The 20,790-nt window shown below is 55.3% G+C and carries 19 protein-coding genes; 7 read left to right on the forward strand and 12 right to left on the reverse strand.

Going from position 1 to position 20,790, the window contains the following annotated elements; all coding sequences use genetic code 11:
• The first annotated feature begins 22 nt into the window (after positions 1–22).
• Positions 23–1,237, forward strand: coding sequence for a succinyldiaminopimelate transaminase (gene dapC / locus ACXADJ_RS12970; RefSeq protein WP_475066566.1), 1,215 nt, complete (start codon positions 23–25; stop codon positions 1,235–1,237).
• Positions 1,238–1,247: 10 nt separating this feature from the next.
• Entirely contained in the window at positions 1,248–1,679 is a 432-nt protein-coding gene (locus ACXADJ_RS12975) for a SufE family protein (RefSeq protein WP_475066568.1), read from the forward strand.
• 82 nt (positions 1,680–1,761) lie between these two features.
• Here ACXADJ_RS12975 and fba read toward each other — a convergent pair whose 3' ends face one another.
• Positions 1,762–2,826 (reverse strand): class II fructose-bisphosphate aldolase, encoded by a 1,065-nt coding sequence (gene fba, locus ACXADJ_RS12980; protein ID WP_028293150.1) that lies wholly within the window; start codon positions 2,824–2,826, stop codon positions 1,762–1,764.
• A gap of 265 nt (positions 2,827–3,091) precedes the next feature.
• Between fba and ACXADJ_RS12985 the strand changes: the two genes are divergently transcribed.
• Positions 3,092–3,991 (forward strand): fructose bisphosphate aldolase, encoded by a 900-nt coding sequence (locus tag ACXADJ_RS12985; RefSeq protein ID WP_475066569.1) that lies wholly within the window; start codon positions 3,092–3,094, stop codon positions 3,989–3,991.
• 96 nt (positions 3,992–4,087) lie between these two features.
• Here ACXADJ_RS12985 and ACXADJ_RS12990 read toward each other — a convergent pair whose 3' ends face one another.
• Both ACXADJ_RS12990 and ACXADJ_RS12995 read right to left on the reverse strand, forming a co-directional pair.
• A complete protein-coding gene (locus ACXADJ_RS12990) occupies positions 4,088–5,251 on the reverse strand; it encodes a phosphoglycerate kinase (protein ID WP_475066570.1) in 1,164 nt (387 codons plus the stop codon).
• A gap of 155 nt (positions 5,252–5,406) precedes the next feature.
• Complete coding sequence (locus ACXADJ_RS12995; RefSeq protein WP_475066572.1) at positions 5,407–6,435, reverse strand: type I glyceraldehyde-3-phosphate dehydrogenase; 1,029 nt, start codon at positions 6,433–6,435, stop codon at positions 5,407–5,409.
• A 395-nt stretch (positions 6,436–6,830) separates the two neighbouring features.
• On the opposite strand from ACXADJ_RS12995, the gene exaC reads away from it, so the two are divergent.
• Together exaC and ACXADJ_RS13005 are read left to right on the forward strand one after the other, a co-directional pair.
• Positions 6,831–8,354, forward strand: coding sequence for an acetaldehyde dehydrogenase ExaC (exaC, locus tag ACXADJ_RS13000; RefSeq protein ID WP_028293146.1), 1,524 nt, complete (start codon positions 6,831–6,833; stop codon positions 8,352–8,354).
• A gap of 373 nt (positions 8,355–8,727) precedes the next feature.
• Positions 8,728–9,717 carry a glutathione S-transferase family protein gene (locus ACXADJ_RS13005; RefSeq protein WP_475066575.1) on the forward strand — a complete coding sequence of 330 codons (990 nt, stop codon included), beginning with the start codon at positions 8,728–8,730 and terminating at the stop codon, positions 9,715–9,717.
• Between the two features lie 83 nt (positions 9,718–9,800).
• On the opposite strand, the gene ACXADJ_RS13010 is transcribed toward ACXADJ_RS13005, so the two are convergent.
• The 4 genes from ACXADJ_RS13010 to ACXADJ_RS13025 form a co-directional block, all read right to left on the reverse strand.
• Positions 9,801–10,622, reverse strand: a complete 822-nt coding sequence (locus ACXADJ_RS13010; RefSeq protein ID WP_475066577.1) for a ComEA family DNA-binding protein — start codon at positions 10,620–10,622, stop codon at positions 9,801–9,803.
• A 114-nt stretch (positions 10,623–10,736) separates the two neighbouring features.
• Positions 10,737–11,750, reverse strand: coding sequence for an RluA family pseudouridine synthase (locus tag ACXADJ_RS13015; RefSeq protein WP_475066579.1), 1,014 nt, complete (start codon positions 11,748–11,750; stop codon positions 10,737–10,739).
• Positions 11,740–12,198, reverse strand: a complete 459-nt coding sequence (locus ACXADJ_RS13020) for an NfeD family protein (RefSeq protein WP_028293143.1) — start codon at positions 12,196–12,198, stop codon at positions 11,740–11,742. The genes ACXADJ_RS13015 and ACXADJ_RS13020 overlap by 11 nt, the downstream gene beginning before the upstream one ends.
• A 114-nt stretch (positions 12,199–12,312) precedes the next feature.
• The gene (locus ACXADJ_RS13025) at positions 12,313–13,260 is read right to left on the reverse strand and encodes an SPFH domain-containing protein (RefSeq protein ID WP_475066582.1); all 948 of its coding nucleotides are present in this window, start codon (positions 13,258–13,260) and stop codon (positions 12,313–12,315) included.
• Positions 13,261–13,376: 116 nt separating this feature from the next.
• On the opposite strand from ACXADJ_RS13025, the gene ACXADJ_RS13030 reads away from it, so the two are divergent.
• Positions 13,377–14,339, forward strand: coding sequence for an alpha/beta fold hydrolase (locus ACXADJ_RS13030; RefSeq protein WP_475066584.1), 963 nt, complete (start codon positions 13,377–13,379; stop codon positions 14,337–14,339).
• 296 nt (positions 14,340–14,635) lie between these two features.
• Here ACXADJ_RS13030 and ACXADJ_RS13035 read toward each other — a convergent pair whose 3' ends face one another.
• The 3 genes from ACXADJ_RS13035 to ACXADJ_RS13045 all read right to left on the reverse strand — a co-directional run bounded on the left by ACXADJ_RS13035 (position 14,636) and on the right by ACXADJ_RS13045 (position 17,409).
• Positions 14,636–16,291 (reverse strand): alkaline phosphatase D family protein, encoded by a 1,656-nt coding sequence (locus tag ACXADJ_RS13035; RefSeq protein ID WP_475066586.1) that lies wholly within the window; start codon positions 16,289–16,291, stop codon positions 14,636–14,638.
• Between the two features lie 219 nt (positions 16,292–16,510).
• A complete protein-coding gene (locus tag ACXADJ_RS13040; RefSeq protein WP_475066588.1) occupies positions 16,511–16,978 on the reverse strand; it encodes a DUF6691 family protein in 468 nt (155 codons plus the stop codon).
• Positions 16,975–17,409, reverse strand: a complete 435-nt coding sequence (locus ACXADJ_RS13045) for a YeeE/YedE family protein (protein WP_475066590.1) — start codon at positions 17,407–17,409, stop codon at positions 16,975–16,977. The genes ACXADJ_RS13040 and ACXADJ_RS13045 overlap by 4 nt, the downstream gene beginning before the upstream one ends.
• Positions 17,410–17,662: 253 nt before the next feature.
• On the opposite strand from ACXADJ_RS13045, the gene ACXADJ_RS13050 reads away from it, so the two are divergent.
• Positions 17,663–19,024: a leucyl aminopeptidase family protein gene (locus ACXADJ_RS13050; RefSeq protein ID WP_475066592.1), complete on the forward strand. Its 1,362-nt coding sequence runs from the start codon at positions 17,663–17,665 to the stop codon at positions 19,022–19,024.
• A gap of 319 nt (positions 19,025–19,343) precedes the next feature.
• Here ACXADJ_RS13050 and rplQ read toward each other — a convergent pair whose 3' ends face one another.
• Positions 19,344–19,754: a 50S ribosomal protein L17 gene (gene rplQ, locus ACXADJ_RS13055; protein WP_028293137.1), complete on the reverse strand. Its 411-nt coding sequence runs from the start codon at positions 19,752–19,754 to the stop codon at positions 19,344–19,346.
• A 32-nt stretch (positions 19,755–19,786) separates the two neighbouring features.
• Positions 19,787–20,788, reverse strand: a complete 1,002-nt coding sequence (locus ACXADJ_RS13060) for a DNA-directed RNA polymerase subunit alpha (protein WP_028293136.1) — start codon at positions 20,786–20,788, stop codon at positions 19,787–19,789.
• Positions 20,789–20,790: the final 2 nt, after the last annotated feature.

Below are 20,790 nucleotides of genomic sequence, written 5' to 3' on the forward strand. Positions count from 1 at the left end.
TTTTACAAGCAATTGGTGCGACATGAATCCGGATCTGAGCAAGCTGCAACCCTACCCGTTCGAGAAACTGGCCAAACTGAAGGCCGCAGTCACCCCGAACGCGGCGCTGGAACACATTTCCCTGTCTATTGGTGAACCCAAACATCCGGCTCCGGCGTTTGTTCAGCAAGCCATGATCGACAACATCCAGAGTCTGGAAAACTATCCGACCACCAAGGGCATGCCAGAGCTGAGCCAGGCCTGTGCCGAGTGGCTGGAAAAGCGTTTCAAACTGAACGCGGTCGATCCGGTATCCCAGGTGATTCCGGTTAACGGTACCCGCGAAGCCATTTTTGCCTTCACCCAGGCGGTGGTGGATCGCAGCAAAACCAACCCGCTGGTGCTGAGCCCGAACCCGTTCTACCAGATTTACGAAGGTGCCGCCTATTTGGCCGGCGCCACGCCGTACTTCCTGCCATGTCTGGAAGACACCGGTTTTAATGCCGACTTCGATTCCGTTTCCGACGAAGTCTGGAACGACTGTCAGGTGCTGTTCGTATGTACGCCGGGCAACCCGACCGGTTCTACCCTGACCACCGACGACTTCAAGAAGCTGATCGCGCTGGCCGACAAACACGACTTCGTGATTGCCTCTGACGAGTGTTATTCCGAGCTGTGGGTCGACGGTAAGGAAGCACCTGCGGGCCTGCTGCAAGCCTGTGCCGAGCTGGGCCGTGATGACTACGACAAGTGTGTGGTATTCCAATCGCTGTCGAAGCGTTCCAATTTGCCGGGACTGCGTTCCGGCTTTATTGCTGGCGATGCCAAGATCATGAAGCCGTTCCTGCTGTACCGCACCTACCACGGTTGCGCCCAGCCGATTCAGACCCAGCTGGCTGCCATCGCTGCCTGGAACGACGAAGCCCACGTGGAAGAAAACCGTCGTCTGTACACCGAGAAGTTCCAGACCTTCCTGGAAATCCTGCAACCGGTGATGGACATCGAACAGACCGACGCCAGCTTCTATTTATGGCCAAAAACCCCGATTGCCGACGACCTGTTTGCCCAGCGTCTGTTTGAAGAACAGCACATCACGGTACTGCCGGGCTCTTATGTTTCCCGCACCGTCAATGGCGTGAATCCGGGTGCTGGCCGTGTGCGTATGGCTTTGGTCGCCAGCGTCGATGAGTGCCGCGAAGCCGCCCTGCGTATTCGTGCCTTTGTTGAAAAACTGAACTCAGAAGCCGAACAGGCGTAAGGAGAAGCCCATGAGCCTGACACCGAACCCGTTTGGTACCGACATCACCGTTGAAGACGTGCTGGATACCCTCGGCTTCTTCGACGACTGGGAAGAGCGCTACAAGTACATCATCGACCTCGGCAAGCAGCTGCCCGCCATGGCCGACGACAAGAAAACCGACGAGCATCTGATTCGTGGTTGCCAGAGCCAGGTGTGGATTGATTCCGCCATCGTTGACGGCAAGCTGATGCTGGAAGCCGACTCCGACGCCCAGATCGTCAAAGGCCTGCTGGGCATGGTGCTGACCGCCTACAACGGCAAGACCCCGGCTGACGCTTTGGCGTTTGATATCGAAGGCTACTTTGCCGAAATCGATCTGATCAAACACCTGAGTCCGACCCGCGGCAACGGCATTCGTGCCATGGTGCAGCGTATCCGCGAAATCGCTGCCAACGCCTGATCTGACGCTCACCGCAAGCACAAAAAAACCGCCCGGGTGTTCACACCGAGGCGGTTTTTTTATGGGCGGTCAAAAATGGCGATTAGCCGATTTTTGGGTCCAGCTCACCGGTCAGGTAACGCTCGAACATGTTGTCCAGAGAGATCGGCTTGATCTTGCTGGCGTTGCCCGCGGTACCAAAGGCTTCGTAACGCGCCACACAAATGTCCATCATGGCATCAACGGTTTTGGCCATGAATTTACGTGGGTCGAACTCGCTTGGGTTCTGGGCCAGGAAGCGGCGGGTCGCACCGGTAGAAGCCAGACGCAGGTCGGTATCGATGTTCACTTTACGAACGCCGTACTTGATGCCTTCAACGATCTGCTCAACAGGCACACCGTAGGTTTCCGGGATTTCACCACCGAATTCGTTGATCACCGCCAGCCACTCTTGTGGCACAGAGGACGAACCGTGCATCACCAGGTGAGTGTCTGGAATGCGCTTGTGGATTTCCTTGATGCGGTCGATCGCCAGGATGTCGCCTGTTGGTGGACGAGTGAACTTGTAAGCACCGTGAGAAGTACCACAGGCGATTGCCAAAGCATCAACACCGGTTTTCTTGACGAAGTCAGCGGCTTCTTCCGGGTCGGTCAGCATCTGGTCGTGAGACAGAATGCCTTCCGCGCCAATGCCGTCTTCTTCGCCGGCCTGACCGGTTTCCAGGGAACCCAGACAACCCAGTTCGCCTTCTACAGAAACACCACAGGCGTGAGCCATTTGAACGGTGCGCTTGGTCACGTCCACGTTGTACTCGTAGGAAGTCGGGGTTTTGCCGTCTTCACCCAGAGAACCGTCCATCATCACAGAGCTGAAACCCAGCTGGATAGAACGCTGACACACGTCTGGAGAGGTGCCATGATCCTGGTGCATACATACCGGGATGTGCGGGAATTCTTCAATGGCAGCCAGGATCAAGTGACGCAGGAAAGGGGCACCCGCGTACTTGCGCGCACCGGCAGAAGCCTGCACGATAACCGGAGAATCGGTCTTGTCTGCGGCCATCATAATGGCGCGCATCTGTTCCAGGTTGTTGACGTTAAACGCCGGTACGCCGTAACCAACTTCGGCGGCGTGATCCAGCATCTGGCGCATGCTAATCAGGGCCATGGGGTTTCCTTTGCATTATAAGATATTGTGGTCGCATGATTGTATCACTCACGCCGCCGCTTTCAGACCCTGTTAATGCATGCTTGTCAGGAAAATCTTCAACCAAAACAAAAAGATAACAATTATCATTTTTACTTTAATGGTATAAATAGCCAAAACTGGCGACCAACGCGGAGACCACACGTCCTATCGACCTGCCGCGGCCAGCCCGAACGAGCACACCACTCACAACCGACCAACAACACGAGAACAGGGAGTAGTCACCATGGTTTCACCCGCCCAACTTGCCATGCTGGACAAAGTCACCCAACAGAAAGGCTTCGTTGCCGCCCTTGACCAGAGCGGTGGTAGCACCCCCAAGGCGCTGAAGCTGTACGGTGTAGAAGAAAACGAATACGACGGCGATGAGGCCATGTTCACCAAGGTGCACGAAATGCGCACCCGCATCGTCACCAATGACGCGTTTGACGGCCAGCGCGTGCTGGGTGCCATCCTGTTTGAAAACACCCTCGACCGCGAAATCAACGGCAAGCCGTCTTCCCACTACCTGTGGCAAGACAAGCAGGTGGTGCCGTTCCTGAAAGTCGACAAGGGCCTGGCCGACGAAGCCAATGGCGTGCAACTGATGAAGCCAATGCCACAACTGGATGAGCTGCTGGCCAAAGCCAACGCCAAGGACGTGTTTGGCACCAAGATGCGCTCGGTGATCAAGCAAGCCAATGCCGACGGCATTGCTGCCGTGGTTGCCCAGCAGTTTGAGATTGGACGCCAGATTCTGGCCGCCGGTCTGGTGCCGATCATTGAGCCAGAGGTGGATATTCACTGCGCCGACAAAGCCGATGCCGAAGGGCTGCTGAAAGCCGCGTTGCTGAGTCAGCTGGACCAACTGGCCGACGACCAGAACGTGATGCTGAAGGTGACCCTGCCAGAACAGGACAACTTCTACGCCGAGTGCATCGCTCACCCACGGGTAATTCAGGTAGTTGCTCTTTCTGGTGGTTACAGCCGTGAAGAATCCAACCGTCGTCTGACCAATAATGAAGGCATGATTGCGAGCTTCTCCCGAGCCCTTACTGAAGGTTTGTCTGCACGTCAGAGCGATGGTGACTTCACTGGTACGCTGAACCGCACCATCGAGTCGATTTATCAGGCGTCGATTACTTGATAGCTAATACCTGATAACAACTACCTGAAAGCCAATTCTGTCAGGCACAAAAAAGCCGCTCAATTCGAGCGGCTTTTTGCTTTCCGGGTGTCCGGATTAACCCTTGGCGCGTTCTTCCAGAACCGCTACCGCAGGCAAGGTCTTGCCTTCCACAAACTCCAGGAAAGCACCGCCACCAGTGGAGATGTAGGACACCTTGTCGGCAATGTCGTACTTGTCGACAGCGGCCAGGGTGTCGCCGCCACCGGCAATGGAGAAGCCGTCAGACTCGGCAATCGCCAGCGACAGGGCTTTGGTGCCTTCGCCGAACTGGTCGAATTCGAATACGCCTACCGGGCCGTTCCAGATGATGGTTTTGGCTTCTTTCAGCTGTTCAGCCAGAGCTGCGGCAGAATCCGGACCGATATCGAAGATCATATCGTCTTCAGCCACATCGTCGGCAGACTTCAGGGTCGCTTCGGCAGACTCGGAGAATTCCTTGCCACATACCACGTCGGTTGGTACCGGGATGGAAACCTTTTCCATCAGCGCCTTGGCAGAATCAATCAGGTCCGCTTCGTACAGCGACTTGCCCACAGGCTTGCCAGCGGCGGCCAGGAAGGTGTTGGCGATACCACCACCAACGATGATCTGGTCGCAGATGTCAGACAGGCTGTTAAGCACTTCCAGCTTGGTAGACACCTTGGAACCGCCAACGATGGCCACCAGCGGACGGGCTGGCTTGTCCAGCGCCTTACCCAGCGCGTCCAGTTCAGCAGCCAGCAATGGGCCGGCAGCAGCAACCGGAGCAAATTTGGCAACGCCATGAGTAGAAGCCTGAGCGCGGTGCGCGGTACCGAACGCGTCCATTACGAATACGTCACACAGGGCCGCGTAGGCTTTTGACAGTGCTTCTTCGTCTTTCTTTTCGCCTTTGTTAAAGCGCACGTTTTCCAGCAGCACCAGTTCGCCTTCGGCTACTTCAACACCCGCTTCGAAGTCTTTAACCACCTTCACTTCGCGGTTCAGCAGGCCGCCCAGGTGGTTTGCTACTGGCTGCATGGAGAATTCATCAGCGTATTCGCCTTCGGTCGGACGACCCAGGTGAGACATCACAATGACTTTGGCACCGGCTTCCAGCGCGTGCTGGATGGTTGGCAGGGAGGCGCGAATACGCGCATCAGAGGTTACCTTGCCGTCTTTTACCGGTACGTTCAGATCTTCACGGATCAGGACGCGTTTTCCTTTCAAATCCAGATCGGTCATTTTGATCACAGACATTGTGCTTTCCTCAGTAGTTGTGTTGCTGGCCAAAGCCAAGCCTTTTATTGTGAGATTGCATGGCAACAGTCGCTAGCCTCTTATTGCTAGCCAGTGTCGCCAGAATGACAACGCTTGCCCACCGGGTGCTCGTCCGTCGAGGCAAGCGCCTTGAATCAGTCGTTCGAGCCGTACAGCTGGCCCATCCGTACGGCGGTATCCAGCATGCGGTTGGCAAAGCCCCATTCGTTATCAAACCAGACGAACAGCTTCAGCATCGAACCGGCGCTGACCCGGGTCTGGGTGGCGTCGATGATGGCGGAACGCGGATCGTGGTTAAAGTCGGTCGATGCATGAGGTTCATAGCTGATACCCACCAGCCCTTTGAAACGGTCGTTCGCGGCCTGCTGCAATAACTGGTTCACCGCCTCGACCGTGGTGTCACAGCCAAGTTGCAAGCTGACATCCAGCACCGAAACGTTAATGGTCGGCACTCGCACGTGCAGGCTTTCCAGCTTGCCATCCAGCTCTGGCATCAAGCGGGCAATGCCCTTCGGCAAGCCGGTATCGACCGGAATGATGCTCTGTACAGCCGAGCGGGTTCGACGCAGGTCGCTGGAATAGGCATCGATCACCGGCTGGTCGTTCATTGCCGAGTGAATGGTGGTGGTCACCCCACGCTCAATGCCAAAGGCCTCGTTCAATACCGTCAGCAGTGGCACCAGACAGTTAGTCGAGCAAGAGCCGTTGGAGACAATCTGCTGCTCGGCGGTCAGGCTGTCCTGATTGATGCCGTAGATAATGGTGTTATCAACGGCGCTGTCGGCCGGGTTGGAAATCAGTACCCGCGCGGCACCGGCCTGCAAGTGGGCCTCGGCATCGTCACGGTTGCGGATCTGACCGCTGCATTCCAGTACCAGGTCGACCTGATCTTCGGCCCAGTTCAACTGCTCGGGTTCGGCTTCGTGATAGCAACGGATCAGGTCGTTGTTAATGCGTAACAACCCCGGGCCTTCAACCACCACTTCGCCGGGAAAGCGCCCATGGGTGCTGTCGTAGCGCAGCATGTAGCTGAGTGAGTCGATATCGGCGAGTTCGTTAATAGCCACAATTTGCAGCTGCTCGCGGTAACGGTTTTCATACAGCGCGCGTAATACCGAACGTCCTATCCGGCCAAAACCGTTAATGGCAATGCGAGTGGTCATATCGTCAGGCGATCCTGAAATGGGGTCTGTCGTCAGGGGCGGCTATTGTCCGGCAATTGGCCAGGTGTGGCAAATGTAACCAGCCATCAAAATCGTCCATCGAAATCGTCCAAAGCCTGACTGCCCTGCTTTGAACGCGGTTCGCTGCGACTTTCTGCTACGACCTGATTTGCCAAAAAACACCCCACTGACGCACTCCGTTTGATGCAAGTCACACAAAGGGCAATTTCTACTCCTTTGGAACTACGACCAAGGTTCCGTCGAATTAAACAAGGATGCCAAATGACCGGGTCGCAAACCATCCAGCAAACTGGTCGGACTCGCATTGACGCGGACCTGACGTCCGAGCCATCAAAACTCTGTTTGCGATAACAATAATTACCCGGAGAACCAACATGACCATCTATGCAAATCCTGGCCAAGAAGGCTCAGTCGTAACCTTCAAAGAACGCTACGGCAACTTCATCGGCGGTGAGTGGGTTGAACCAGTAAACGGCAACTACATGGACAACATCAGCCCGGTAAACGGTCAGGTGTTCTGTCAGGTTCCTCGCTCTGATGCAGCGGATATTGAAAAAGCACTGGACGCAGCACACGCGGCCAAAGACGCCTGGGGCAAAACCTCTGTTACCGAACGCGCCAACATCCTGCTGAAGATTGCTGACCGTATCGAAGCCAACCTGGAAAAACTGGCAGTAGCCGAAACCTGGGACAACGGTAAAGCCGTTCGTGAAACCCTGGCTGCTGACGTACCACTGTCTGCTGACCACTTCCGTTACTTCGCTGGCTGTGTACGCGCTCAGGAAGGCACCATCGGTGACATCGACGAAAACACCGTTGCTTACCACTTCCACGAGCCTCTGGGTGTTGTTGGTCAGATCATCCCTTGGAACTTCCCACTGCTGATGGCAGCGTGGAAACTGGCTCCAGCACTGGCCGCCGGTAACTGTATCGTTATGAAGCCTGCCGAGCAGACTCCTGTTTCCATCCTGATCCTGATGGAATGCATCGGCGACCTGCTGCCAGCGGGCGTACTGAACATCGTAAACGGCGTTGGTGCTGAAGCCGGTCAGGCGCTGGCGACTTCTACCCGTATCGCCAAGATCGCCTTCACCGGCTCTACCCCGGTTGGCGCGCACATCATGAAGTGTGCTGCTGAAAACATCATTCCTTCCACTGTAGAGCTGGGCGGCAAGTCCCCTAACATCTACTTCGAAGACGTCATGGATTGCGAAGACAGCTTCATCAGCAAGTGTGTTGAAGGTGCGGTACTGGCCTTCTTCAACCAGGGTGAAGTATGTACCTGTCCTTCCCGTCTGTTGATTCAGGAAAGCATCTACGAGAAGTTCATCGCCAAGGTGGTTGAGCGTATCGGTCAGATCAAGCGTGGTAACCCACTGGATACCGACACCATGGTGGGTGCTCAGGCTTCCCAGCAGCAGTTCGAGAAGATCATGGGCTACCTGCAGATTGGTCGTGACGAAGGCGCTGAAGTACTGACCGGTGGTGACGCTGAAGCGCTGAACGGTGACCTGGGCACTGGCTACTACATCCAGCCTACCCTGCTGAAAGGCACCAACGACATGCGCGTATTCCAGGAAGAAATCTTTGGCCCTGTGGTAGCGGTAACTACCTTTAAGGACGAAGCTGAAGCTCTGGCAATCGCCAACGACACCGAGTTCGGTCTGGGTGCTGGTGTATGGTCCCGCGACATGAACCGTGCTTACCGCATGGGTCGTGGTATCGAAGCTGGCCGTGTATGGACCAACTGCTACCACGCTTACCCGGCACACGCTGCCTTCGGTGGTTACAAGAAGTCCGGTGTTGGTCGTGAGACCCACAAGATGATGCTGGATCACTACCAGCAGACCAAGAACCTGCTGGTTAGCTACAGCACTGATCCACTGGGTTTCTTCTAATCGAAGCCTGATTGCCCGCACTGCGTGCGGGCAACACCCAGTTGTGAAGTGAATCGCAACAGGAGCTTCGGCTCCTGTTTGTGTTTGTGGAGTGGTGCCCTGCTCACCACTTCCCATACTTCTATTTTTTTCCTTTTCCTTTTTCTTTTTCTTCTGCCCCTACTTCTACTCTGGCCTTATGACTCTCTGGCTTTTTCGCTATCTATCACCCAGTCTCCATCACCCAATCCCTGTGTCTAACAGCCAATAGCTAAATCCCAAGAACCCGATGATCTTTCATATTTCTCGAACGGTTTTTCGTATTTATTGAGCTTTTTTCGTTTAATTGATTGCCTACACTGTCAGCACTTTCAACGAATGACGGGAGCTTCCAATGGGATTGCTGGTTAATGGCGAATGGCACGATCAATGGTACGACACCAAAGCCTCTGACGGCGCCTTTCAACGCGAAGACGCCCAGCTACGCAACTGGGTAACCACCAATGGCGAACCCGGCCCCACTGGCAAGGGTGGCTTTGCCGCAGAATCCGGTCGCTACCACCTGTATGTGTCACTGGCTTGTCCGTGGGCACACCGCACGCTGATTTTCCGCAAACTGAAACAGCTGGAAGCCCACATCGATGTATCCGTTGTGTCTCCGGACATGCTGTCCAACGGATGGGAATTCGACACCGAACACGAACAAGAACGCTTTCGCTCCAGCGGCGATGCGCTGTTCAACTCGGACTACATGCACCAGGTGTACACCCGCAACAAGGCCGATTACAGCGGCCGCGTGACCGTGCCGGTACTGTGGGACAAACAGCAAAACTGCATTGTCAGCAACGAGTCGTCCGAGATTATCCGGATGTTCAATTCAGCATTTAACGAGCTGACGGGCAACCACGACGATTACTACCCCGAGTCCCTGCGTGAACGCATTGATACAGTGAACGAGTGGGTGTACCACGACATCAACAACGGTGTGTACAAATCCGGTTTTGCGACTCAGGCGGATAAATACGAAGCCAATGTAGCGCGGGTATTTGAAGCCCTGAACGAAGCCGAGACCATTCTGCAGCAGCAGGATTTTCTGGTAGCGGATGACGATGGCAACGCCGTGCTGACAGAGGCCGACTGGCGTCTGTTTACCACTCTGGTACGTTTTGATGCCGTCTACGTTGGTCACTTCAAATGCAACTTCCGCCGCATCGAGGACTACCCGGCGCTGTCGGCGTACCTGAAGCGTTTATACGACCACCCGGGCATTGCTGAGACGGTCAATATGGATCACATCAAGCGTCACTATTACTACAGTCACGACATGATCAACCCGACCCGCATTGTGCCGGTCGGCCCAGAGCTGTCGTTTATGAAACGCTGATCAAGCGCCTGTTTTTGCAAATAAAAACGGCAGGCCCGGATAGTCAGGCCTGCCGTTTGACGTTTTAAGGACTTAAAACGGACTCAGAAGCTCAGTTGAGACAGGATTTTTTCGAGGGTTTTCTTACCCAGACCTTTCACTTCCAGCAGGTCTTTGGCCTTGTAGTAAGGACGACCTTCCACCAGCGCCTCGGCCAGCTTGCGCGATACGCCCGCCAGCGACTGTAACTGGGTCAGACTGGCGCTGTTCACATTAACGCTGGTCGTTGCACTGCTTGTTTCAGACACTTCGGCCTTAGCCGCTGACGCTTGGTTTTTAGCCGCCGGCGCTTTTATAGCAACCGTTTTTTGGGTAACAGACGCTTTTTTAGCAGCAGGCTTTTTGGCAACAGGCGCTTGTTTCACCGCAATTTTCTCTGGCTCTGTCGCTTTGGACGCAGGTTCCTTCACTTCCTCAGGCGCAGCAGCACTACCAAACGCTACTTCAATCACATTTTTGCCGTTCAGCACATCCAGCTCGGGCTCAACCACGTAGTCACAGGCAAAGGTCATGCTGTCGACCAGCTGGTATTCCACACCGTCCCATTCACGCAGTTGCAACGACAGTTGCCACTGGCCGACCGGTGGCTCTTCAAACGGCAGCAGGTGTTGGCACTGCGGGAAGAAACACTGGCCAGCCAGTGCCCCCAGTACCGTGTGCGTCAGCACGTGCTGTTGACGATCGCCCGTTCGGGACGCACGCAGTTCCAGCAACAATGTGCCACTCAGATTGCCTTCCGAGCGGTCGTTGTTAATAGCTTCGATGTTGAGGGTAATGGTGTTGCCGTCAATGGCGTAACCGCAGTCACCTGACAGGTATACCGAAGGGTGTGCGGCGAATGAATTGGGTTGGTTGTCAGCGAACATGTCTTTTCTCCCGTATAAAGACACGTCCAATATAGACCCTGTTTCCAATCGGCGGCGAGAAGTTTTGATTAATTTCCGCACAACTGAGAAAAGCTTCAATAATTGCCTGAGTTTTTACCGATCAGCTGTTAGAAAATCGGCACTGCGAACGGCTTTATGCACCCACTCCGGCCACTGATCCGACAAGTTAGTATCCGTCACCGAGTACGCTTCACCGTACAGGTTCAACTGCAGTTGCCAGGCATGCAGCAGATGATGGTTTGCACCCAGTGTCTGGTAATCCGCATCGTCCAGATCACGCTCCAACCGTTGCAAATAAAACGCGCCATCATGGGAGTAGATTTTATCCCCCACAATCGGGTGGCCAAGCCAGGCCAGCTGGGTTCGTATCTGATGTCTGCGCCCACTGTACAAGCGGCATTCAATCAGGCTTTGGCCGTTGTTTGAAGCCAGCACGGTAAAGCCAGTGCGAGCCCACTTGGGCTTGATCCATTGCGTCCCGTCGGGTGGCTGATCCGCCTGTCCGGCAATGCAATGCACCCGGGATCGAATTGCGCTGTCGCCGCGTTCTGCCAGCCAGCATTCCAACTCTTGCTTTTGCCACGACGGCACGCCATCAACCAGCGCCAGATAGCGCTTGGACGTCATCAGGCGGTCGAGTTTTTTCTTCCACTTGCGGTCGTAATGGCTTTCCAACGCCAGCAAGGTGATGCCAGAGGTTTCGGCGTCCAGCCGGTGCAACAAGTGCGCATCATCGTAGGGGCTTTCGCGCCGAACCCGGCCAATGAGGGTATCGAACAAATTGCGGGTGGTGCGACTGACCGGCAGATTGGCCGGCTTGTGAACCGCCATGACTTCATGGTGCTGCCAGAGGGTTTGCCACCGGGAAGACACCGGTCCTTCCTGATGGTCAGGCAGCCAGAAGCGCCATTGCTGGCCAATGGCCAGCGGGCTGTCGGCATGCAGCTCAATCGTCTTGCCCTGTCCCGTGACCTCGATCCAGCCGCATTCTAACGCCTGATCGAAGCCGTAATGCTCAACCTTTTGATGCCAGTGCGCCCACAGCTGCGCTAATGGCTGTTCAACAAATACCTCGCCCGTCAGCCAGTAACCCGACTCATTGCTCAAGCGGTACCACCCACATCACGCCCACTTCGGTTCGGTCTACCCGAACCCGGGTACCGGCAGCCAACGGTTGCTCGCTTTTCAGTTTCCATTCAATGCCAGAATATTTGCGCGTTACGTTGTCGTTCAAATGCACGTCTTCGTTCAACACAAAGGCATCACGGGCAAAGTCGGAATTGAGTTTGTCCGGTGCCCGGTTGTCTTGCAGTCGTTTGAACGGCTTCCACAGCAGTACCGCCAGTACCGTGATCAGGATGGCGTTGCTCCAGAGCGCCGCTGTCAGGGTTTCTGGCAGCACACCGAACATCATCAGCAGGCCATTCACACACAGTGAGATACCGGCAAAAAACAGCACTATCGAACTGAAGCCCAGCAGCCCAACCTCAATGATCAGCGCCACAATCCCCAGCACCAGCAGGCTTTGCGACATGTGTGACGAAATAAACTCCATAATGACCTCCTGATAATCCGTTAGACAAAAACAACCTGGGCCTTAAACAAGGCTCCAAACAAGCAAGCCGCCAGCATACACCAGCAACGCCAGTGCATGCCGACCCGATCAGGCTCAAACGCCTGTTTTTTGCTTGTTCAACGACTGAATAATGGTTGTGGCGCTGGCCACCATGCTGCTGGCGTCGGTGCCGTTGTCGGGAAGCAATACCACGGAAGATTCCCTGGCAATGGCTTGCTTGGCTTCGATGGCCTTGGTCGCCAGCTCCAGCTGCACCGCGCTCTGACCGTCCGGGGTATTGGCAGACTCACCCACCATACGCAGGGCGTCGGCCTGGGCCTGAGCTACGGCTACGATCGCCTGGGCTTCACCTTCGGCCTTCAGAACCTGCTCGGCTTTTTCCGCTTCAGCCGCCAGTACCCGCGCTTGCTTTTCGCCTTCTGCAACGTTAATGGCCGACTGGCGGTCACCTTCGGATTCCAGAATCTGCGCACGTTTAACCCGCTCGGCCTTCATTTGCGCTTCCATCGACTGCATCACGGACTGCGGCGGCACAATGTCCTTGATCTCGTATCGCATCACCTGAATGCCCCATGGCTCGGCGGCTTCGTTAATGGAGGACACAATATTGGTGTTGAGCTGGTTACGTTCCTCGAAGGTTTTATCCAGCTCCATTTTACCCAGCTCGGAACGCATGGTGGTTTGCGCCAACTGGGTTACCGCGAACACGTAGTTATCAACGCCATAGGTGGCTTTGTACGGGTCCAGCACCCGGAAGTAGAGCACGCCATCAACGCTGAGGGTAATGTTGTCCTTGGTGATGGCAGACTGGCTTGGAACATCAACCGCCTGCTCTTTCAGCGAGCGGTCAGCCGCCACCTTGTCGATGAAAGGCACAATGAAATTCAGACCGGCTTCCTTGGTTGAGTTGTATTTACCAAAACGCTCAATCAACCAGGCACGGTTCTGCGGTACAAACTTGATCGAACTGCGCAGCAGCACAATCACAAACACCAGTGCTACAAATTGCACTGACAACACCATTGATAAAATCTGATCCATGGGAAAACGTCCTCTTTTGTCCTTTCTACTGGTTCCGGCCAAGCCGGAGGTCTATGGTGATACGGTTGGTATTCAAACGCCTGAGCGGTCATTACAGATCGTCGCTGGAGCACCTTATGTGGAACCCTTGGCTGGACAACCCCTTGCTTAACACTTCCTGGCTGCAACCCGATTACTGGATGCAGGAAACCGGTGCGCTGCCGCTGGAGCAGGTGCAACAGCGCTGGCAACTGCCCGACAGCCGCTATCTGGAGGTCGACGGTATGCAGGTGCACTACCGCGATAGCGCCGACCAGCAAGATTCAGACAAGCCGGTGCTGCTGTTGTTGCATGGGCTGTTTGCCTCCTTGCATACATGGATGCCCTGGACCGAACGGCTGGCCGACGACTTCCGCGTCATCAGTCTCGACTTGCCCAATTTTGGCCTTACCGGGCCACACCCGAGAGGGATGGTAAAGTATCTGTACAGCGACTTCCTTGCGCAATTTATCAATCAGTTAAATCTTTCTCATTGCCATGTGGCAGGGAATTCACTGGGCGGCTGGATGGCGTGGGAGTTTGCCGCTCGTTATCCCCAACACGTGGATAAACTGGTACTGGTCGACAGTGCCGGCTTCTTCTTTGTACCACCGGCTTTCATGTTGAATCTGTCGATGCCTGGCGGTGGCTGGCTGTATTCCCGCAGCAAGATTGATCCTGCGGTGATTGGCGACCTGCTGGAGCAGGTGTTTCATAACCCGGAGCTGGTGACTCAGGAACAGAAGTCCCGTTACTACGACATGATGATGCGAGAAGGCAACCGCGTCGCCGCAGCGCGGGTGATGCGCTTTATCCGTGACCAAATGGGTTTTGATACCACGCTGCTGGATATGGTGACGCAACCCACCCTGATTTTGTGGGGACAAGACGATCCCTGGATGCCGGTCGATCATGCCAAGCAATTCCAACAAAAACTGCCCCATAGCCAGCTGTTGCTGTACCCGGAATGTGGCCATTTGCCGATGGAAGAAAACCCGGACGTCAGCGCCGACGACTGCCGCCGCTTTTTGCTGTCAGAGGCCCAGGTGTCCAAACCTTAGAGATACGGGGACATCTATTTAATCCTGCACGGCTCTGCGCGAGTGTTGTCGTTGTTCAGTGCAAGGCGACGAATGCAGCGAAATGACGAACCTGTCCGGTCGAGTCTTTTCAAGTTCGTCAACACAGCACTGGGCGGCGGCAACCCGCGCCCTGCGGGGGCTGCCGGATGATCTCGACTCTGTGTCGCCGACTTTTGACTTGACCCGTCAGGCCTGCAAGTCGGCTTCGTGATTCGAAACCATCCAGCAGCCCAGAGTGAGCACCGGATTAAATAGATGTCCCCATACAGTGATATCTAATAAACAGCTTCGGAATGGACAGCAAGCATCTGCTCGCTGCTGTCCTGAGTGGCTGGCTGCCAGCGCCTCAGGAACGCCAGATCGTTGGCAAAGGCCGGTGCCAGTGGCGCACTGGCCTTCGCCTTCGACAAATTGACCGCATCCTCTAGTTGGGCCGAACCTGCCTCCACCGTCACGGCTCGCAAGCAATCACTGCTGTAACGGTGAGAAGCGACGTTATCGACCACCCACCACTCGGCCTGCAAACGTTCATGGGTGATATCCAGCAGCACGTAACCGCGATAGAAAAAATCGACAAAGTGCAGGTGTGGTAACAGTGCCTGAACCGAACTGGCGGCCAGACTGGCGCGGGTCTGGTTGGCAATGCCCTCTGACGTAACCGCCGGAGTCACGAACTCGACGCCAAGCGGTGTGGCTTCGCCCTCTGCGAAGGGGTCATCGTACAGCTCCAACGCCCACGATGAATGAATGTCGCCGGTAAGCACCACGAAGTTATCCACCTGGCTTTGCCGCACGCACTCGAACAGGCGCTGTCGCGCTGCCGGATAGCCATCCCACTGGTCGTAATTAATCGGCATAGTGTTGGTGCCCAGCTGCGCCACCATCACCTGCTGCCCCATCAGTTTCCAGGTAATCTGTTGCTGTTGGGCATTCACCAGTTGACTGTAAAACCAGCTTTCCTGTTCAAACCCCAGCAAGGTACGGTCGTTACGATCACGCTCTGCCAACGTGTCAGCCTGTCGGTCGCGGCCGGCCAAGCGGGTATCCAGCATGCTGAGGTCCACCAGATCGCCAAACCGGAAACTGCGATAAATGCCCATGGTGCTGCGATCCGGCTCACGAATCGGCATCCATTCCAGGTACGCCCGCACTGCGCCATTCAACCGCTGACGCCAGTCTCCAGAGTTGGCATCGCTGTGCTGTTCGGCACCGCCGACCCAGGCGTTGTTCGCCACCTCATGGTCATCCCAGATCACCATAAAGGGATGCTGACGATGGACCTCTTGTAAGTCCTTGTCGCGCTTGTAACAGGCGTGGCGGGTGCGGTATTCATCCAGGGTCCGAACTTCCTTCAGAGGCTCATTCACACGGCCTGTGCGTACGCAATCTTCCAGCTCGGCGTATTCGTAGATGTAGTCACCAAGATGCAGCACCACATCGAGGTCAGCACGCTTGGCCAACTCCTTGTAAACGTTGAAAAAACCCTTGGCGAAATTCGAGCATGAGGTGTAAGCAATGCGCAGGTGATCCACTCTTCCACTGGGCAAGGTGCGGGTACGGCCGACGTCGGACCAGTGGCCATCAACTTCGAACGCGTAATAGTAGCTTCGCCCGGGCGACAGGCCGTCAACATCCACCTTGGCGGTGAAATCCCGCTGCGCGGAGGTTTGCCCCTGACCGGAGCGCACCACCTGCGTTAACGCCACATCGGAGGCCATCAACCAGCGGTAGCGAAGTGTCAGTTCGGAATCCGTGGTTTCAAGCGCGGGAGTGATCCGGGTCCAGAGAATGACCCGGTCGGTCAGTGGGTCGCCACTGGCAATGCCATGGCGAAATGGATAGTTACTGCGCTGTTTGCGTTGCGGGCCTGCGGAGGCAAACAACGTGGTTCCTGCGCTGTCGAGCAGAAACTCCCGGCGAGTCAGAGGCATGGCGCGTTCGACGTAAATCCCTAGTGCGTCGATTAAGCATCTGGCCGATGACAGTCGGGTTGCGGCTGGTTGACGTTCCGGTGGCGATTTGGTGTCACTGATGTGACATTACGACTCTCCTGTCAGCCGCCAGTCTATTGACCTACTGCAAACCCGAACTCTTGCTCGCCTTTGGTTTCCAGCCTCGATCGTTTGTCGTTGCCAATACTGCCGGGGTAATCAACGCGCCGGACCGATCAACCAGTGCGCCAACCGATTACCAACCAGCAGGGCCAGCACAAACAACAATACATCGCCGTTCATGGTAGCGATATCAACCAACGCAGGCCCCGGGCACAGTCCAACCATGCCCCAGCCAATGCCAAACATCGCTGCTCCGGCCATTAACCGCACGTCGATGCGGGTCATGGTCGGCGTATGGAACTGGCGTTCAAACAGCGGTTGCCGCCGTTTACCGATCAGCCGCCAGCCAATCGCAAACACCAGCACGGCAGCGCCCATGACAGCCATCAACGCAGGTTGCCAGGCACCAAAGATATCCAGAAAGCCACGTACCTTGGCCGGGTTATTCATACCAGACAGCAGCAAGCCAATGCCAAACAGCAAGCCCGCCAACAATGCACTGACCAATGAGCCGATGTAACCCGCGCTGATCGATGGGTTGCTTTCAGATACCGATCTACTCATAAGCCGGCCTCCATCAATCGTTGCAATTGCGCCATAACCGCCACCGTGAGAATTGCAAACCCCATAAACACCAGGGTTGCAACCACCGAGCGCAGTGACAAACGCCCCATACCACAGACACCGTGACCGCTGGTACAGCCGTTGGCCACATAGGTGCCCACACCAACCAACAGTCCCCCTGCGATGATCAACCCCTTGTGGCTGGTCATGTCGACGGCTTCCGGCATGTATCCCAGCAACAACAATACCGGCATGGATAACACCAACCCGAAGGCAAAACATACCGCCCACAAGCGATTGGGCTCGCCGTGGCCAATCCAGCTGAAGCAACTGGAGATCACCCCGGTCATGCCGCTGATGCGGCCATTGGCCAGCCAGAGCCAGATCGCCGCCAGGCCGATCAAGGCGCCACCTATGAATTCTGCAATCACTCTGTCCCCACATGCACTACGGATTCAAACGCCGCAAAGTCTATCACTGAACGCTGATTCTCCAGAGTCTGATCATCGTCTGGAACGCGTAAGCCGCTACCCCGAGGAAAATAGAGCCTACAGACGTTCCACACCGTCGAGCCTACGGGCGTTCCACAGCATGGACGCTGTTGCCGGCGTGCAGGACAGCGGGAGGCTCGAATTAAAGCGCCGAACCGGCTAGTCTGAACTCACTTATTGAGTGGATATTGTTATGGACATTATTGATCAGCTGCAAAACGGCAGCGAAACCCGCCCAATCACCTTCCTGACCTGTGCTGAATACCCACAATGGAAGGCCGAACACAGCCATGCCGAAAGCTGGCTTGACGCCAACGGCTATGAGGGCAAAGGCCTGATTCTGATTCCTGGCGAGCACTGCCTGGAAGCCCTGTTTGTGGCCGAGCAATACGATCAATCCTTCGTCTGCGGTGACCTTGCCAACCAGCTGCCGGCAGGCCACTACACCGTTGAAGGCGACCGCAGCGACGACGAGCTGTTTAACATCGCCTTTGGATGGGGTGCTGGCGCCTATCGTTTCACTCGCTACAAGGAAAACACCAAGCCGCAGGCCCATTTGCTGTTAACCGACGAAGCGCTGCTGACCCGTGTGAACAATACCCTGACGGCCGTTTGCCTGACCCGTGACCTGATCAACACCCCGGCCCAGGACATGATGCCCCAACACTTGGCGGACGCCGCCAGCAAACTGGCCGAGCAGCATGGTGCTGAATTCCACGAAATCATTGGCGACGATCTGCTGGAGCTGAACTACCCGATGATCCACGCCGTTGGCCGCGCCAGTATTCACGAACCGCGTTTGCTGGATCTGAGCTGGGGTAACCCGAACGCGCCCAAAGTCACCCTGGTGGGTAAAGGCGTCTGCTTTGACTCCGGTGGTCTGAACCTCAAGCCCGGCAATTTCATGCGTCAGATGAAAAAGGACATGGGCGGCTCTGCCCATGTACTGGGACTGGCCAGCCTGATCATGGCCAGCAAGCTGAATGTACGCTTGCGGGTACTGGTGCCGGCGGTTGAAAACGCCGTCAGTGGCAACGCCTTCCGTCCTGGGGATGTACTGCCAACCCGCAAGGGGCTGACAGTAGAAATCGACAATACCGACGCAGAAGGCCGTCTGGTGCTGTGCGACGCGCTGGCAGAAGCCATTGAAGACAAGCCTGAAATCATCATCGATTTCGCCACTCTCACAGGGGCCTGTCGTGTGGCCCTGGGCACAGAGCTACCGGGCTTCTTCTGTAACAACAAAACCGTCGCACAGGCTCTCTCTGACGCAGGTGAACGAGTCACCGACCCGGTATGGCAACTGCCATTGCACCAGCCCTACGCGGATATGATGAAAAGCGACATTGCCGATCTGGTAAACAGTGCCGCCAGCCCATTTGGCGGAGCTATTACCGCAGCCCTGTATTTGCAGGAGTTTATTGATGACACCCCTTGGGTGCACTTCGATGTGATGGCGTGGAACAACCGCAAACTGCCGGGTCGTCCAACCGGTGGTGAAGCCATGGGACTGCGCGCGGTGTTTGAATACCTCAATAGCCGCTTTGCGGACTGATTAAGCTTGAATATTCAAGCAATGACGATTCCTTACAAGCTCCGCCTGTAACTTACAGGCGTTTCACATACATTGGTGAGGTGTGGTTAACACCACATCATGATCGTCACTCACGGATGAGTACCTTCCTTTGATGCGAACCCCGGTTCGCATTTTTTATGCCTGCCTTTTGCCACTAGCATATAACGCTCCGACTTCCGACTTCCGACTTCCGACTTCCGACTTCCGACTTCCGACAAGAGATTATCGACGCTCAAGTAACAGGCACAAAAAAACCCGCCGAAGCGGGTTTTTCTGTTGGCGAGCCAGTCAAATGAGCTTATTCAGCTGCATCGTCCTGAACTTCAACCACGTCTTCTTCAGCAACGTTCACTGGACGGTCAACCAGCTCAACGTAGGCCATAGGAGCCGCATCACCAGCACGGAAACCGCACTTCAGGATACGAATATAGCCGCCTGGACGCGCTTTGTAGCGTGGGCCCAGTTCGTTGAACAGTTTACCAACAGCTTCTTTGCTGCGAGTACGGGAGAACGCCAGACGACGGTTCGCAACTGAATCCTCTTTAGCCAGAGTGATCAGCGGCTCAGCGACGCGACGCAGTTCTTTTGCCTTAGGCAAAGTCGTCTTGATTACTTCGTGTTCGAACAGGCTCACCGCCATGTTTTTGAACATGGCTTGACGGTGTGCGCTGGTACGATTGAAGTGACGACCACTTTTACGATGACGCATGGTTTAAATTCCTTACTAACTGAACGTTCTGATCAAGCCAGTACTTTGTCGTCGTTACGCAGGCTGGCTGGTGGCCAGTTTTCCAAGTGCATACCCAATGACAAACCACGGGAGGCCAGAACGTCTTTGATTTCAGTCAGAGACTTCTTACCCAGATTAGGTGTCTTCAGCAGCTCAACTTCAGTACGCTGGATCAGATCACCAATGTAGTAAATGTTTTCTGCTTTCAGACAGTTGGCGGAACGAACGGTCAGTTCCAGATCGTCTACAGGACGCAGCAGAATCGGATCAATTTCCTCTTCTTCACGTACCTGCTCAACCACTTCGTCATTCTCAAGATTGACGAAGATTGCCAACTGCTGCTGCAAGATGGTCGCGGAACGACGGATCGCTTCTTCCGGATCAATAGTGCCGTTGGTCTCCAGATCAATCACCAACTTGTCCAGGTCAGTACGCTGTTCTACACGTGCAGAATCTACACTGTAGGAAACGCGCTTGACCGGGCTGTAAGTGGCGTCCAGCTGGAGCTTGCCAATTGCCTTGGTCTCTTCGTCGCTCTGGTAACGCGCTTCAACGGTTTCATAACCGCGGCCGGAGGCAACTTTCAAAGTCATCTTCAGCTCAGCGCCTTCACCCAGTTCAGCGATGAAGTGATCAGGGTTGGCGATATCAACACCGTGATCCAGTTGAATATCAGCAGCTGTAACCGTAGCCGGACCGACTTTGGTAACGGTCAGGCTGGCTTCATCACGCTCATGCAGTTTGACTGCAACACCCTTAAGATTCAGCAGGATTTCAATAACATCCTGTTGAACGCCCTCGATTGCACTGTATTCGTGCAATACGCCATCGATTTCACATTCAACCACTGCCGCACCCGGCATGGAAGAAAGCAAAATGCGACGCAGGGCCGCACCCAGAGTGTGACCGAAGCCGCGCTCCAGAGGCTCAAGGGTGACCTTGGCGTGGGTAGCGCTAACTTCGTCTACCTGGATGTTTCGAGGTGTCAAAAATTCGTTCACTGCACGCTGCATAG

This window comes from Oceanobacter sp. ABM4_470 (assembly GCF_056158645.1).

Excerpts from the sequence above, each read along its gene's own strand:
- ACXADJ_RS12990 (WP_475066570.1), bottom strand. The coding sequence starts at position 5,251 with ATGTCTGTGATCAAAATGACCGATCTGGATTTGAAAGGAAAACGCGTC.
- ACXADJ_RS13040 (WP_475066588.1), bottom strand. The coding sequence starts at position 16,978 with ATGAGTAGATCGGTATCTGAAAGCAACCCATCGATCAGCGCGGGTTAC.
- fba (WP_028293150.1), bottom strand. The coding sequence starts at position 2,826 with ATGGCCCTGATTAGCATGCGCCAGATGCTGGATCACGCCGCCGAAGTT.
- ACXADJ_RS13010 (WP_475066577.1), bottom strand. The coding sequence starts at position 10,622 with ATGTTCGCTGACAACCAACCCAATTCATTCGCCGCACACCCTTCGGTA.
- ACXADJ_RS13060 (WP_028293136.1), bottom strand. The coding sequence starts at position 20,788 with ATGCAGCGTGCAGTGAACGAATTTTTGACACCTCGAAACATCCAGGTA.
- ACXADJ_RS12985 (WP_475066569.1), top strand. The coding sequence starts at position 3,092 with ATGGTTTCACCCGCCCAACTTGCCATGCTGGACAAAGTCACCCAACAG.
- ACXADJ_RS13005 (WP_475066575.1), top strand. The coding sequence starts at position 8,728 with ATGGGATTGCTGGTTAATGGCGAATGGCACGATCAATGGTACGACACC.
- ACXADJ_RS13020 (WP_028293143.1), bottom strand. The coding sequence starts at position 12,198 with ATGGAGTTTATTTCGTCACACATGTCGCAAAGCCTGCTGGTGCTGGGG.
- dapC (WP_475066566.1), top strand. The coding sequence starts at position 23 with ATGAATCCGGATCTGAGCAAGCTGCAACCCTACCCGTTCGAGAAACTG.
- ACXADJ_RS13030 (WP_475066584.1), top strand. The coding sequence starts at position 13,377 with ATGTGGAACCCTTGGCTGGACAACCCCTTGCTTAACACTTCCTGGCTG.
- exaC (WP_028293146.1), top strand. The coding sequence starts at position 6,831 with ATGACCATCTATGCAAATCCTGGCCAAGAAGGCTCAGTCGTAACCTTC.
- ACXADJ_RS13035 (WP_475066586.1), bottom strand. The coding sequence starts at position 16,291 with ATGCCTCTGACTCGCCGGGAGTTTCTGCTCGACAGCGCAGGAACCACG.
- ACXADJ_RS13025 (WP_475066582.1), bottom strand. The coding sequence starts at position 13,260 with ATGGATCAGATTTTATCAATGGTGTTGTCAGTGCAATTTGTAGCACTG.
- ACXADJ_RS13050 (WP_475066592.1), top strand. The coding sequence starts at position 17,663 with ATGGACATTATTGATCAGCTGCAAAACGGCAGCGAAACCCGCCCAATC.
- rplQ (WP_028293137.1), bottom strand. The coding sequence starts at position 19,754 with ATGCGTCATCGTAAAAGTGGTCGTCACTTCAATCGTACCAGCGCACAC.
- ACXADJ_RS12975 (WP_475066568.1), top strand. The coding sequence starts at position 1,248 with ATGAGCCTGACACCGAACCCGTTTGGTACCGACATCACCGTTGAAGAC.
- ACXADJ_RS12995 (WP_475066572.1), bottom strand. The coding sequence starts at position 6,435 with ATGACCACTCGCATTGCCATTAACGGTTTTGGCCGGATAGGACGTTCG.